General features: G+C 64.7%; 16 protein-coding genes, 1 tRNA gene and 1 pseudogene. 4 read left to right on the top strand and 14 right to left on the bottom strand.

All coding sequences use genetic code 11. The features are described from left to right. Nucleotides 1-3: 3 nt before the first annotated feature. Nucleotides 4-498, top strand: a complete 495-nt coding sequence (locus MO486_RS04495; RefSeq protein WP_242904887.1) for a hypothetical protein — start codon at nt 4-6, stop codon at nt 496-498. Nucleotides 499-621: 123 nt separating this feature from the next. On the opposite strand, the gene MO486_RS04490 is transcribed toward MO486_RS04495, so the two are convergent. The 13 genes and pseudogenes from MO486_RS04490 to ccmA all read right to left on the bottom strand — a co-directional run bounded on the left by MO486_RS04490 (nt 622) and on the right by ccmA (nt 10,052). Then, a tRNA-Leu gene (locus tag MO486_RS04490) sits at nt 622-709 on the bottom strand. 33 nt (nt 710-742) lie between these two features. Next, the gene (locus MO486_RS04485; RefSeq protein WP_242904886.1) at nt 743-1,195 is read right to left on the bottom strand and encodes a DUF2214 family protein; all 453 of its coding nucleotides are present in this window, start codon (nt 1,193-1,195) and stop codon (nt 743-745) included. Between the two features lie 181 nt (nt 1,196-1,376). Further along, nucleotides 1,377-1,955: a cysteine dioxygenase family protein gene (locus MO486_RS04480; RefSeq protein WP_242905338.1), complete on the bottom strand. Its 579-nt coding sequence runs from the start codon at nt 1,953-1,955 to the stop codon at nt 1,377-1,379. Nucleotides 1,956-2,060: 105 nt separating this feature from the next. Then, nucleotides 2,061-3,173, bottom strand: a complete 1,113-nt coding sequence (locus MO486_RS04475; protein ID WP_242904883.1) for a homoserine O-acetyltransferase — start codon at nt 3,171-3,173, stop codon at nt 2,061-2,063. After that, nucleotides 3,170-4,177, bottom strand: coding sequence for a tetratricopeptide repeat protein (locus MO486_RS04470; protein WP_242904881.1), 1,008 nt, complete (start codon nt 4,175-4,177; stop codon nt 3,170-3,172). Before MO486_RS04470 ends, MO486_RS04475 begins: the two co-directional genes overlap by 4 nt. Then, the gene (locus MO486_RS04465; RefSeq protein WP_242904879.1) at nt 4,177-4,614 is read right to left on the bottom strand and encodes a cytochrome c-type biogenesis protein; all 438 of its coding nucleotides are present in this window, start codon (nt 4,612-4,614) and stop codon (nt 4,177-4,179) included. Before MO486_RS04465 ends, MO486_RS04470 begins: the two co-directional genes overlap by 1 nt. Beyond that, nucleotides 4,611-5,156: a DsbE family thiol:disulfide interchange protein gene (locus MO486_RS04460; RefSeq protein ID WP_242904877.1), complete on the bottom strand. Its 546-nt coding sequence runs from the start codon at nt 5,154-5,156 to the stop codon at nt 4,611-4,613. The genes MO486_RS04465 and MO486_RS04460 overlap by 4 nt, the downstream gene beginning before the upstream one ends. A 116-nt stretch (nt 5,157-5,272) precedes the next feature. Beyond that, nucleotides 5,273-7,204: pseudogene (locus MO486_RS04455) on the bottom strand (heme lyase CcmF/NrfE family subunit); the annotation flags it as partial. 15 nt (nt 7,205-7,219) lie between these two features. Further along, complete coding sequence (gene ccmE / locus MO486_RS04450; protein ID WP_242904875.1) at nt 7,220-7,687, bottom strand: cytochrome c maturation protein CcmE; 468 nt, start codon at nt 7,685-7,687, stop codon at nt 7,220-7,222. After that, on the bottom strand, nt 7,684-7,848 hold the full coding sequence (gene ccmD, locus MO486_RS04445) for a heme exporter protein CcmD (RefSeq protein ID WP_242904873.1): 165 nt from the start codon (nt 7,846-7,848) through the stop codon (nt 7,684-7,686). Before ccmD ends, ccmE begins: the two co-directional genes overlap by 4 nt. After that, nucleotides 7,845-8,621, bottom strand: a complete 777-nt coding sequence (ccmC, locus tag MO486_RS04440) for a heme ABC transporter permease CcmC (RefSeq protein ID WP_242904871.1) — start codon at nt 8,619-8,621, stop codon at nt 7,845-7,847. The genes ccmD and ccmC overlap by 4 nt, the downstream gene beginning before the upstream one ends. Before the next feature lie 17 nt (nt 8,622-8,638). After that, on the bottom strand, nt 8,639-9,325 hold the full coding sequence (ccmB, locus tag MO486_RS04435) for a heme exporter protein CcmB (RefSeq protein ID WP_242904869.1): 687 nt from the start codon (nt 9,323-9,325) through the stop codon (nt 8,639-8,641). 4 nt (nt 9,326-9,329) lie between these two features. Beyond that, on the bottom strand, nt 9,330-10,052 hold the full coding sequence (ccmA, locus tag MO486_RS04430; RefSeq protein ID WP_242904867.1) for a heme ABC exporter ATP-binding protein CcmA: 723 nt from the start codon (nt 10,050-10,052) through the stop codon (nt 9,330-9,332). Between the two features lie 107 nt (nt 10,053-10,159). Between ccmA and MO486_RS04425 the strand changes: the two genes are divergently transcribed. Then, nucleotides 10,160-10,663, top strand: a complete 504-nt coding sequence (locus MO486_RS04425; RefSeq protein ID WP_242904865.1) for a hypothetical protein — start codon at nt 10,160-10,162, stop codon at nt 10,661-10,663. After that, complete coding sequence (locus MO486_RS04420; protein ID WP_242904864.1) at nt 10,660-11,979, top strand: DUF6056 family protein; 1,320 nt, start codon at nt 10,660-10,662, stop codon at nt 11,977-11,979. Before MO486_RS04425 ends, MO486_RS04420 begins: the two co-directional genes overlap by 4 nt. Nucleotides 11,980-11,998: 19 nt before the next feature. Here MO486_RS04420 and MO486_RS04415 read toward each other — a convergent pair whose 3' ends face one another. Further along, nucleotides 11,999-12,475, bottom strand: coding sequence for a DUF3293 domain-containing protein (locus tag MO486_RS04415; RefSeq protein WP_242904862.1), 477 nt, complete (start codon nt 12,473-12,475; stop codon nt 11,999-12,001). A gap of 58 nt (nt 12,476-12,533) precedes the next feature. Here MO486_RS04415 and MO486_RS04410 point away from each other — a divergent pair, with 58 nt between their 5' ends. Then, nucleotides 12,534-13,679, top strand: a complete 1,146-nt coding sequence (locus MO486_RS04410; protein WP_242904860.1) for a pyridoxal phosphate-dependent aminotransferase — start codon at nt 12,534-12,536, stop codon at nt 13,677-13,679. Nucleotides 13,680-13,683: the final 4 nt, after the last annotated feature.

The following is a 13,683-nucleotide window of genomic DNA, read 5'->3' as shown; positions in this document are numbered from 1 at the left end:
TGGATGAGTTTCGTTCTCGTCGCGCTACTGACGGGATGCGGTGGTAGTGGAGGTAGCCGCTACGGCGACTACGATGATTACGCCGCCGACGCGGATGCTGCCGCCGAAGCCGCCGAAGAAGCATCCGAGGAGGCCAGACAGGCCGTGTACGAAGAGCATGGTGCCGATAGCGATGGCAGCGGAGCCGATGCAAGCAACGTGGATGCCTACAACGTAGAGGATGGCGGCAATTACGTTTGTACCGAGGATTGCTCGGGCCACGAAGCGGGCTTTGCGTGGGCGCAGGAAAACGACGTTGCCGACGCTTCTGACTGTGGAGGCAACTCGCAATCTTTCGTCGAAGGGTGTGAGGCGTTCGCCCAGGAGCGCCAAGAGCAGGCCGATCGCGAAACGCAGGAGGCCGCCGAACAGGCCGCCGAGGATGCGAGCGCCGACGCCGACGAGTACGAAGACGAGGCGGATGACGACCGTGGCCGCCTGATAGACGGGCGCTACTAGCGAGGCTGCGCAATCGCGCACCCGTAGCGCCACGTAGCAGCCCTTACGGGCTATGCACGGGCTACGGCTCAACTGCGCAAAAACAAAAGGGCTAGGCCGTGAGGCCTAACCCTATGTTTTTACTGGTGCCGGAGGAGGGACTCGAACCCTCACGAGTGTTTAGCTCGGCGGATTTTGAGTCCGCTGCGTCTACCGATTCCGCCACTCCGGCGCGGGTGCGAAGTATAGCCGAGGGCAGTGCGACTCAGAAACCGCCGTAGCGCGCCATTGCGGCGGCGAAGATGAAAATCGCAGCGATCAGGACCAGTTCGAAGCGGACGATGCCGCTGAGTTTGGCGACTCCGGCGGCGTCGGGGCGGTAGCCGGGGTTGGCGGCGAGGGCCTTGCGCCAGCGCAAGAAGCGGATCGTCGGCAGGAGCGATACCAGGCCGACCAGCACGAAGGTGCCGAGCTTGGCGTGGAACCACGGGTTGTGCTGGTAGAAATCGTAGGCTTTCACGCCGAAAGCGATGCGGCACACACCGGTGACCAGTAGCGCGACCGCCGCCATGCCGTAGCCGGCGTCGAGACGGGCGAGGCGTTGCAGGGTGGGGCCGTCGACCGGGCCGCGCAGCAGCACAGACTCGGTGACAAGCATGGCGATCAGGGCGAAGACGAGCAGGTGATGCAGGGCGGCCAGCAGGAAGTCGGTCAGCATGTTTCAACCCGATGATTGTGGTACTTCGATGATCGAGCCCCTCTCCCCGCGGGAGAGGGGTTGGGGTGAGGGGCGGGCGAAGCGATGGCCTCGGTGCCAGCGGGCGATGTGTGGGTCCTGTTGCTTCGTTGCCCCTCATCCGGCGCTTCGCGCCACCTTCTCCCGGAGGGAGAAGGACGCATCATGCGGCTTCGTCTGTCGCCAGCGTGCTGCTTTCGCGCACGAACCATTCGCCTGACTGCGGTACGAACTTCGAGCAGCATTCCATCGGCGCTTTGTAGATGTGCAGCGAGATCGCGACGGCGTCTTCGCTGGCGTTGCGGATGGTGTGGTACTCGTGCGGCGGGATCAGGCTGCCAGCACTGCCTGGACCGGCGTGCATGCCGCCGGCGGCGCGGAAGCGGAAACGTTCACCGTCGCGTTCCAGCAGTTCGTACTGGACGATCTCGAGTTCGCCGTCCCACACGCCTTCGACGCACCACAGGCCGGAGTGGTCATGCACCGGTGTGCCCTGGCCCGGGCCCCAGGTCATCGCTACGACGCTGTAGCCATGACGTTCGCTGCGATAGATCTCGCGGCGTGCGTAATGGTCGACGATGGGTTCGTGCACGCACTCGGGCAGGTGCACGTCGCGGTCGCGGATCATCGCGCACAGGGTGTTGCGCAGTGCCGCGGTGATGGCGTGTTCGTCGCCGCTGGTGACGGCGGTGTCGAGCGCGGCGACGAGTTTGTCGTGACCGGGGAAATGAATGTCGGGCATCGCGTCGTTCATGTTGATTCACCAGTTACATGCGAAACCGAGTTTACCCTTTCGTGGGGTGGGCTTCAGCCCACCGCACCAGCAGACGGTGGGCTGAAGCCCACCCTACAAATCGGCGAGGAAGCCGCTCACGGCCGGGCCGAAGCGCTCGATATCGACCAGGAAGGCGTCATGGCCCTGCGGCGACGGCAACGGCAGGAATTCGACTTCCGCGCCGCCCGCGCGCAGGCCTTCGGCGACCTGCTGCTGTTGTTGCAGGGGGAACAGGATGTCGGTCTGCACGCCGATGGACAGGGCCTTATCGACGCGGATCTGGGCAAGTCCTGTCATCACGTCGCCGCCGTATTCGGCGAGATCGAACCAGTCCATCGAGCGGCTGAGGTAGAGATAGCAGTTGGGATCGAAGCGGCGCACGAAGCGGCGCGCGTGGCCTTCGAGGTAACTCTCGACTTCGAACTCGAGGCCGAACGGATCGTCGTCATCGCGGCGGTCGGAATCGAGCCGCACGCGGCCGAAGCGGCCGTCCCATTCCAGCGCCGAGCGATAGGTGATCACGCCGAGCTTGCGCGCCATGCGCATGCCGGCTTCGGGATAGGTTTGGTCGTCGTACTGGCCGTTGTTCCAGTTCGGGTCGAGGCGGATCGCTTCGCGCTGCAGCGAACGGATTGCGATCGAGAATGGCAACGCACGCGCGCTGCCGGAGATGTTGATGTGGCTGCGCGCCGAACCCGGATGACGCAGCAGGTAGGCGAGCGCGGTCATGCCGCCCATCGAGTTGCCAATGATGCAGGCGAGGCGTTCGATGCCGAGCCCATGCACGACCGAGAACGCGGCGTCGGCACCGTCTTCGACCGAAAGTTCAGGGAAGTCGAGGCGGTACAGCTGGCCCGTCGCGGGATTGATCGATGCGGGCCCGGTCGAGCCCTTGCAGCTGCCGAGCGAATTGACGCAGATGGCGAACCAGCGGTCGGTATCGATCGCCTTGCCCGGTCCGAGCATCGCTTCCCACCAGCCCGGTTCCGGATTGCCGGTGTTCATCGCTGCATGTGCGTCGGGCGAGAGGCCGGTGACGATCAGCACCGCGTTGTCGCGTTCGGCATTGAGCGTGCCCCACGTTTCGTACGCGGCGCGCGCACCGTGCAGCGCGCCACCGCGTTTCATCGGGAACGGCGAGGGCAATTCGAAGAAGCGGGTTCCGATCGGGATGAATTCGGTCATTCGCGCATGTTGCCGATGGTGAGTTCGACTGGTGCAGTGGCGGGCAGGCGCACGCGTACCGGGGCTGATTCCAGGTCGCCTTCCTGCGGCATTGCATTGCCGCTGCCGGATAGCCGCGCGATCACCTCGACTTCCTGCAACGACGACAGCTTCTGCGTCGGCATGGGGCTGTCGCCATCGTCGAGTGTGGCCGTGAACGGCAATTCCTGCACGCTGTGCTTCTCGACCGCCACCGGCATCGGTGGTCCGCTCGGAATACGTGCGATCACGAAGATGTTGGAGTCGTGGCGCAGGCGCACGCGTGAGGCGAGGTCGGGATCGAGCTGGACTTTCACCGTGATCGTGTGGTCGCCCGTGGCAGCGGCCGGCGCTGGCAACGGTGGCAAGCCGGCGGCGGTACGCGCGGCGTCTATTTGCGGACGCAGGGTGGCTGCGGTCCTGGCATCGACTTGCGGCAGCAGCGATTCCCAGGTCTTCGCGGCGTCGGCATGCTTGCCGGCCTGGCGCTGGGCGATGCCCAGGAACCAACGCGCGCGCTGGTGCTGTGGCTGTGCCTGCAACGCACGCTGCAGCAATGCGATCGCAGCATCGTCGAAGCGCCGTTCCGACGCGGCCATGGCGCGCGCCTGTGCCGCTTCGACCAGCACGTCGGCATCCCGCGGTGCCAACGCCACGGCCTTGGCGTAGGCCTCACGTGCATCGGCGAAGCGCTGTTCGGTGGTGTAGGCCTGGCCGAGCAGGCGCCAGCCGTCGGGTTGCTTCGGATCGCGATCGAGTTGCGCTTCGAGCTGGACGATGGCGTCGTCGAGCGTCGGCGGCATCGCAAGCGCTTGTGCATCGAGCGCGGTCGGGGTGCCGACGAGCTGGTAGAGCGCAAGTGTCGATATCGCGACGGTCGCGGCAATGCCGAGCGCCAGGTTGCGTGAGCTACGCCACAGCGGCCGCAACAGCAACGCGAGGACGGCAAGGGTGAGGGCGATTGCGAGAACGAGGAAAGCGGTCATCACCACTCCTGCGTGTCGTCGGTGGCGACTGTGCCGTGATCGGAGCGCTTGCGCACGATATGCGCGACGACCATGCCGCCGATCAGCACCAGCACGATCGGCCCCAGCCACAGCAGCCAGGTCTTGCCGGCGACGCGCGGACGGTACAGCACGAACTCGCCGTAGCGCGCGACCAAGAAATCCCTGACCTCGGCGTTGCTCTTGCCTTGCCGCATCAGTTTGAGCACTTCGCGGCGCAGGTCGTAGGCGATCTGCGCGTTGGAATCGGCCAGCGACTGGTTCTGGCACATGACACAGCGCAACTCGGAGACGAGCGCGCGGAAACGTTGTTCTTCCGCAGCGTCGTTGAACTGCAGCGGTGTTGGATCGGTCGCGACCTGGGCGATCGCGAGCGCCGGCATGCACGCCAGCAGCAAGGCGAGCAGGAAGGCCTTCATCGTGCGTCCTCGATCCGCTGCAGGGCCGGCAGCAGTTCACCGGCGATGAGCGCGTCGGTCAAGGGGCCGACATGCTTCCAGCGGATCGTGCCGTTGCCATCGACGAGGAAGGTTTCCGGTGCGCCGTAGATGCCCCAGTCGATGGCGGATTTACCTTCGACATCGGCGATCACGAGCCAGTATGGATTGCCGAACTGGTCGAGCCAGCGCAACGCGTCCGCTCGATCGTCCTTCCAGTTGTAGCCGACCACGCGTATGCGCTTGGTTTCGGCGAAACGGGTGATCACTGGGTGCTCGACCTGGCATTCCGGGCACCAGCTGCCCCAGACGTTGAGCAGGAATGGCGCCCCGCGCAGGTCCTGTAGCGTCACTGTGCGTTGTGGTTCGTGCAGCACCGGCAATGCGAACGCCGGTGCCGGCTTGTCGATCAACGGCGAGGGCAGGGCGTCGCGGTCCGGTTTGCGGCTGAGCCAGACGCCGGCGGCGAGCAGCACCGCAATGGCGGAGAAGATCGCGAGAGGAAGCCAACGATTCAATTTCATGGATCGCCATCCCCGAAATTTCCGTCAGGGCTCATATGACCCCGGGCGATAGGCACACCGATTTGCGGTTCCCAACTCTCTTCTGAGCTGGGAAGTTTGCTATGGCTGCGTTCACTACCTTCAATTTCTTTCGGTCTGAAACGTCGATCCGTTGCTGTGACGAAGCCACCCATCGCCATCAACAGCGCACCGAGCCAGATCCAGCGTATGAATGGTTTGCTGTGCACCCGCACCGCCCATGCATCACCGCCAAGCGGTTCGCCCAATGCGACGTACAGATCGCCGGTAAACCCTGGTGCGATGCCGGCCTCGGTCATCACCTGGCCGCCGCTGGCGTAGCTGCGCTTTTCCGGATGCAGCGTGGTCAGCGGTGCGTCGTCGTGCAGGACCTGCACGGTGCCGCGGTCGGCGATGTAGTTGGGACCTTGCAGGCGCTGCACGCCTTCGAAACGGAATGCATGGCGGCCGAGTTCGACGGTTTGCCCAGGCTTCAACGCGAGCTCGTGTTGCTGGTTCAGGCCCTCGACCAAAAGAGCGCCGACCAGGAACACCGCGATGCCGACGTGCGCGAGCGTCATGCCAAGCATTTCGGCGGTGAAGCGTCGTCCTTGCGAATTGGGTTTACTTCTTTGAAGCCGAGTCCACAGGAAACGCGCCGTGCCCGCTGCAACCCAGGCTGCGCCGGCCACGCCCGCAGCGACCTTCCACTGGCCTTGCGGCGCGAGGAAATACGCGGCGATGCCGATCCCGAGCGCAAGCCCGAGCCACGGCAGCAGCATCGCGATCGGTCGCGACGCCTGTTCGCGCTGCCAGCGCGTCAAGGGCCCGAATGGCAGCAGCAATACCAGCGGTGCCATCAGCACCACGAACAACAGCGCGAAGTAAGGCGGGCCGACGGAGATCTTGCCGAGGTTCAACGCATCGGCCAGCAATGGATACAGCGTGCCGAGCAACACCATTGCGCATGCCGAAGCCAGTAGGAGGTTGTTGGCGAGTAACAGGGTTTCGCGCGAGCTCGCCGCGAACGGTGCGCCGTCTTCGGCGTCCGGTGCGCGCAGCGCATACAGCAGCAGCGAGCCGCCGATGACCACGCCGAGGAACGTCAGGATGAACAAGCCGCGCATCGGATCGGAAGCGAACGCATGCACGCTGGTGAGCACGCCCGAGCGCACGAGGAAGGTGCCGAGCAGCGATAGCGAGAATGTCGCGATGGCGAGCAGCAAGGTCCAACCGCGGAAGCTGCCGCGCTTTTCGGTCACCGCCTGCGAATGCAGCAACGCCGCACCGGCGAGCCACGGCATGAAGCTGGCGTTCTCGACCGGATCCCAGAACCACCAGCCGCCCCAGCCGAGTTCGTAATACGCCCACCACGAACCCAGCGCGATGCCGATGGTGAGGAAGCCCCAGGCGACGTTGGTCCACGGCCGCGTCCAGCGCAGCCAGCGCACGTCGACGCGGCCATCGAGTAGTGCCGCGATCGCGAATGCGAATGGCACCGCGAAACCGACATAGCCGATGTACAGCATCGGCGGGTGGATGATCATGCCCGGGTCTTGCAGCAGCGGGTTGAGGTCGCGGCCTTCGAGCTCCGCCGGCAGCAGGCGCTCGAATGGGTTGCTGGTGAAGATCAGAAACGCGAGGAAGCCGATGCTGACCAGCCCCATCACGCCAAGCACGCGTGCGATCACCTCGCTAGGCAGGCGCTGCGAGAAACGCGCAACCGCCGCGGTCCACAACGCAAGAATCAGCGCCCACAACAGCAGCGAGCCCTCGTGAGCGCCCCAGACCGCGGTGTAGCGGTAGACGATCGGCAGCAACGAGTTGGAATTGGTGGCCACGTAGCGCAGCGAGAAATCCTGCGTGACGAACGCATGGCTCAGGATCGCGAAAGCGAGTGCGACCAGCGCGAGTTGCAGATAGGCGGCCGGACGCGCGATCGCCATCCACGATGCGCGCCCACGCTGTGCGCCGGCCAGCGGCAATGCGGCTTGCAGCGCCGCAACCAGCAGCGCCAGGATCAGGGCGACTTGGCCCAGCTCCGGAAGGATATGCACAGGCAGCATTTACTGTGTGCTCGCCTTGTCGGCGGGCATCGGCACGTCGTGCTTGCGATGTGCCATGCCCATCTTGTCGGCGACTTCCTTCGGCATGTAGGTCTCGTCGTGCTTGGCCAGCACTTCCTCAGCGACGAAGGTGTCGCCCTGCATGCGTCCCGTTGCGATCACGGCCTGCTTCTCGCGGAACAGGTCAGGGAGGATCCCGGTGTAGACCACGGGCAATTGCGCATCGCCGTCGTCGACGCGGAAGTGCGCCTGCATCGAGCCTTCTGCGCGCTGGAACGAGCCGGCCGCGACCATGCCGCCGAGACGAAAACGGGCGCGCTCGCCCGCTTCGCCCTTCAATACTTCCGAGGGCGTGTAGAGGTAGGCGACATTGCGCTGCAGCGCCATCGCAACCAGCGCGGTGGCGATCGCGGCCGCGACGACCAGCGCCAGCACCAGCCACAGACGGCGTTTGCGGGTCGGATTCATCGCGTCAGTTCCGAAGGTGTCGTGCGCGCAGCTTCACGCGTGGCCCTCAGCTTCGCGGCCCGCAACTGCTGGCGGATCTGGATGCGCGGCGCAATCAGGTCCCACAGCAGCACGACAACGAACACCGTGTAAGCGGCGATGACGTAGTTCTGGTAGCTCATCGGCCGCCTCCTGCACCGTCAGCCTTGGTCGGCGGATTGGCAATTCGTAGCACCCAGTCCTTGCCGGCTTCGCGACGCAGGTTGTCGGCACGCGAACGCGCCAGCAACGAACCGATGAACCACAGCTTGGTGCCGATGATCATCGCCACCAGTGGCGGCACCATGCTCGGGTCGATGCTCGATTTGCCGAGCAGGCTGATCGTCTGGCCCTGGTGCAGCGAGTTCCACCACACCACGGAGTAGCGGATTACCGGCAACAATGCGACGCCGACGATGGCGAGCAGACCGGCAGCGCGCGCGGCAGCGCGGCGATCGTCGATGGCGTTGTAGAGGCCGATCACACCGAGGTAGAGGAAGAGAAGAATCAGTTCGGTGGTCAGGCGCGGATCCCAGTCCCACCACGTGCCCCACATCGGCTTGCCCCAGATCGAACCGGTGGCGAGCGTGATCACGGTGAACGCAGCGCCGATCGGTGCGCAGGCCATCGCCAGGATTTCGCACAGCTTGATCCGCCAGACCAGCGCGATCGCCGCGTAGACGGCCATCAACCCGAAGACGAACATGCTCATCCAGGCGCTCGGTACGTGGATGTAGAGGATCCGGAAGCTGTCGCCCTGCTGGTAGTCGGCCGGCACCTGGAACAGCGCCGCCCACAGCCCATATGCCATCACCAGCACGCCGAACGCGTACGCCACCGGCGCCCAGCGCGCCGCGAAACGGTCGAAGTAAGGCGGCGAACCGAGTTGGTGGAACCAGCGGACGACAGGATTCATCATGCTCTTAAACAGCGTTAACTCAGGGCAATACGGATGGCCGCGGCCGCAGCCAAGGGCGCCAGTACCAGCGCCAGCACCAGGCCGGCACCGAGCAGCAGCAGCGCGCCGGTCGGATCGAGGCCCTGCGACGCGGCGGCCACGCTGCCGGCGCCGAACACCAAGACGGGCACGTACAGCGGCAGCGCCAGCAGGGCGACAAGGATACCGGAGCGCCGCATGCCGACGGTTAACGCGGCCACCACCGCGCCGAGCAGGCTCAGCAGCGGCGTGCCCAGGGCGAGTGAGGCCAGCAACACCGGCAATTCGCTGCGTGGCAGGTGCAGCAGTTCGCCGAGGAAAGGCGTGGCGACGAGCAGCGGCAGCGCGGTCGTCGCCCAGTGCATGAACGTGCGCACCAGCACCAGCCACGACAGCGGCACCGGGGCCAGCATCCATTGCTCGAGCGAGCCGTCCTCGGCGTCGCCGCGGAACAGCGTATCCAGTGCGAGCAGGCCGGCCAGCAGGACGGCCAGCCACAGCACCGCCGACGCCACCTTCGACAAGGCCTGTGCTTCGCCGCCCAAGGCCAGTGCGAACAGCACCACGACCAGCAGCGCGAACAGCGCCGGCTGCAGCGCATCGCCGCGACGGCGCCAAAGCAGGCGCAGGTCGCGCAAGCACAGGGCCTTTGCCGCTCTCAGGAAGTCCGATGTGCCGTCCATGGCGTTAATGACTCTGCTCCGGATAGCCCGGCCCGGCCATCCCTGGCCGGGCGTTCGGAGTCGCAGCCGATGCCGATAGGGCATCGGCTGGGCGCGACCCCTCACCCAGCGTCAGCATCCGTGTCCGCACCGGCGGTGCGGCATAGGCACCGTGCGTGGTCAGCAACGAGGCACCGCCATCGCGCAGGTGTGCCTGGACCATGCGGTTGACGAGATTGATCCCGTCGAGGTCGAGGTTGGCGTAGGGCTCGTCGAGCAGCCATAACGGCGCCGGCGCCAGCCACAGCCGGGCCAGCGACAACCGCTTCTTCTGCCCCGCCGACAGCTGGCGGGCGAGGATGTCCTCGTAACTGGCCAGGCCGACGATGCCCAGCGCATTGCCCGGCGTCTGCCCACGACGGCGGCCGTGCAGGCCGCAAAGGAAATTCAGGTTCTCGAGCGCCGACAGATCCGCCTTCAGGGCCGGCAGATGGCCGAGGTAGGCGATCGCGCGGGAACGCAGCGACGCCTTTGCCGGTTGCCCATCGATGTCGACTTCGCCCGCATCCGCTTGCAGCAACCCAGCCAGTACGCGCAGCAAGGTGGTCTTGCCGGCGCCGTTGTCGCCTTGCACCAGCAGCGCCTCGCCCGCGTCGACGGCGAAATCGAGTGGGCCGAACACCGGCTGCTCGTTGCGCGCAAAACGCAAGCCGCGTGCGGCGAGCAGCGGCGGGTTGCGGTTGGTCATTAAGGGGGTGTTCCAGCTAGAGACGGTTATCATTTTAGCTGTCGTTCCCCCACTACGCCGAATCCGGTGAGGTCAGGGAAGAGCCAAGATCGATTCCGAGGGAACGGATGAGCAGCGCAACGAGGTTTCTGGACGTTCTACTGATTGCCGCTGCGTTGTTCCTGGCCTGCTTCTGCGTCCTGCTGTTCAGAAGCTTCAATCAGGCACCCCCGTTCGAGGGGCCGGTCGGAGGCTACCTGCCGCTGCAGGCCTTCCAATCGAAAATCGAAAGCTGCAAGTTCAGCGCGCACCGCCGGATCCTGATCTCCGGCTGGATTGCCAGGCCGGGGCAGCGCCGGGGCAAGCACACGACCACTGTCGTCATACGCGACGCAGCCGATGGTCGGCTCTATGCGATGGAAACCGATCTTCCGCCACGGCGGGATGTCTCCAAAAGATTGAACTACTTGCTCGGCGACAGGATCGACTACACGACGTCCGGGTTTGCGGCTTCGCTGAACTTGCAGAAGGCCGGGCACAGGATCCGGGAGGGCCAGCTGTACATCGCCTATGACGAGGGCGAAAGCTACACGCTGGTACCGACGACGTGCTCGTTCTCGGGGGCACGATGAAACGGATCCATGTTCCGGCCCCCTGGCTTCTCCCTGTGCTGATCATAGTCGCGGTCTTCTGCCTGAATTTCTTTGTCTTCGAAAAACGGGCTGACGGCGACGATGCGTTGTTTTCCGCAGCGATCAGCAAGAACGGCCTTTGGCAGTTCCTCCAGTACCGCTACATGCACTGGTCCGGCCGGGTCCCGAACGACATCGCCCTTGTGCTGCTCAATCACATGGTGGCGTGGAAGGTACTGAATGCATGCATGCTGCTGCTGTTGTGCGACAGCATCGGCCGCATCGGGTTTGCCGATCGTTTGCCTCGCTCCGCGTCGATGGCATGCGCGTTCGCACTTTTCATCCTGTTCACGCCGGGCGTGCTGTCGGAAGCGGCGTGGTGGGTGACCGGATCGCTCAACTATCTGTGGCCAGCCGCACTGGGTGCCTACGGTGCATTGCAATTCCTCGACAGGCGAGAACGCTCCACGCTCGGCCACCTCAGCCTGATGATCGCTTCCGGTCTGGCTGCCTATAACGAGCAGGTCGCGATTGTGATGATCGGGATGCTCGCGCCGATCATGTGGAGGCTGGCAGCGACTCGGGAATGGAACAAGTGGGACATCGCCCACGTCGGCTTCGTGCTTTTGAATGCGGCCATCGGGCTTGCGGCACCCGGGGCCCGTAACCGCTACGAGCTCGAGCAAATCCGCTGGTTCGCCAACTTCGACGCGCTCGATTTGATGGAGAAGGCGAACATCGGCATGGGGCTGGTTGCCAGCACCATCGTCAATGCCCAGAACCTGCTGGTCGCGATGCTGGCCGCGATTTCCGCATGCTTCGTCTTGCGCAGTCCCGCCAGCCGCTGGGCACGCATCGCGATCCTTGGTGGGTTGATGTTCGTGGGGGCCAACTACCTCATCGGGCTTTCGCTGCCCGCCGACTCGAGGCTGGCAGCGATGTATGGCGTGACTGCGGTTTCTGGCGTCAATGCAGCCTGGTCGAAGGCTTATTCGTTCATGGCAGTTTCGCTGTTTTCGACACTCTGCCTGGTCGCCGCCACGGCCCTGGTTTTCTTCAAGCGATCGCCGCGCGAAGCGTTGCTTACGGGTTGGGTTCTGTTGGCTGCGCTCGCCTCGGTGGCAGCCCTGGGTTTGTCGCCGACGGCTTTTGTCTCCGGGGACCGCGTCCGGTTCGTCGCGTCGGTTGTCTTCCTGGCCGTGACCTGTCGGGCGTTGGCTGTGTTCCGTGAACAATACGGGGAGCTGGCATTCAAGGGCGCGATGGCGCTTGCGGGTGCAATCGCGGTCCTGCGGGTTCTTCAGCTGGCCGATTGAATCGGCTGATGACGGGCACTCAGCCTACCCAGTCAACGCAATCTGAACTCGCCGCAGCAGGCCGCACGCGGTACGCGCGCAGGCGCGCTGGCTCGCCACGCCGCCAGTACAGCGTGGCGAGTTGACCGAAACGCCGCGCCATCGCATCGAAATCGGCCGCAGGTATGCCCACGACCAGCCAACTCGGCTCGCGCCAGGTGCGGTTGCGGGCCGAGGAAAACGCGGGGCGGAACGGCGCGCCACTGGCGAGCAGCGCTGCGTTGAGCGATTCGTCGGCCAGGCGATTGGTGTGTTCTGGGCGCTCCACCGAATAGGGGTTCCACGCCGACAACAATCCGAACGAGGTGCCTTCCGGGAACGCGGATTCCAAATCCGGTGCGGGTGCACCGATTTGCAGCGCATGCCAATGGCCGTCGCGCTCCCAGCGGTAGTCGGCGTCCAGATAAGCCTGCATTAGCGCGACGATGCGGGCATCGTCGAAGTCACTGGGGGTCACGAAGCGTGGCCTGCATCCATGCTACAAAGTCGCCATTGTACCGGCTCCCCCACTTCCGATGCCCCTGACCAAGCTGCCCAAAGTCGGCACCACCATTTTCACCGTCATGTCCCAGCTCGCGCTGGAACACAAAGCCGTCAATCTCGGCCAGGGGTTTCCCGATTTCGCCGTGCCGGATCGGCTGGTCGAAGAGCTCGACAAGGCCATGCGTGCCGGTCACAACCAGTACGCGCCGATGACCGGCATTCCCGCGCTGCGCCAGGCCATCGCCGCCAAGACCGAGCGTTGCTATGGCTATCGACCGGATGCCGATAGCGAGGTCACGGTAACCTCGGGCGCCTCGGAAGCGATCTTCGATGCCATCCACGCGGTGGTGCATCCGGGCGAGGAAGTGATCGTCCTCGATCCCTGCTACGACTGCTACGAACCGGCGATCGACCTGGCCGGTGCGAAGGCGGTGCATGTGCCGCTCGATCCGCAGACCTTCGCCCCCGACTGGGACAGGGTCCGCGCCGCGATCACGCCCAGGACGCGGGTGTTGATGATCAACAGCCCGCACAACCCGTCCGGTGCGATGCTCGGCGCAGACGATATGGCCGTGGTCGCTGATCTGCTCCGCGATACGAAGATCTGGCTGCTCTCGGATGAAGTCTACGAGCACATCGTGTTTGATGGTGCCCGTCACGAATCGGTGTTGCGCTATCCCGAACTGCGCGAGCGCGCCTTCGTCATCTCCAGCTTCGGCAAGACCTACCACTGCACCGGCTGGAAGATCGGCTATTGCATCGCGCCACCGGCGTTGTCCGCCGAATTCCGCAAAGTGCACCAGTACAACACCTTCTGCAGTTTCGCCCCGGCGCAGCACGCGTTCGCGGCGATGATCGAGCAGGAGCCTGAGCACTACGAACAGCTCGGCGCGTTCTACGAAGCCAAGCGCGACCATTTCCGCGAACAGTTGCTGACGACGAAGCTCAAGCCATTGCTGGTGCCGGGCGGTTATTTCCAGCTCGTCGATTATTCCTCCGTGAGCGACCTCGACGACCTCGCGTTCTGTCGCTGGCTGACCACCGAAAAAGGCGTCGCTGCGATCCCGTTGTCGCCGTTCTACGAGACCCCACCTCAGGGCCAGCGCCTGGCGCGACTGTGCTTCGCCAAGAATCCGTCGACGCTCGACGCTGCGATCGAACGCCTGCAGAAATTGTGAATGT

It is taken from the genome of Lysobacter sp. CFH 32150, from assembly GCF_022758295.1.
GTDB lineage: Bacteria > Pseudomonadota > Gammaproteobacteria > Xanthomonadales > Xanthomonadaceae > CFH-32150.
The sequence above is the reverse complement of the archived record's forward strand: the minus strand, read 5'-3'. Positions and strand labels throughout refer to the sequence as shown.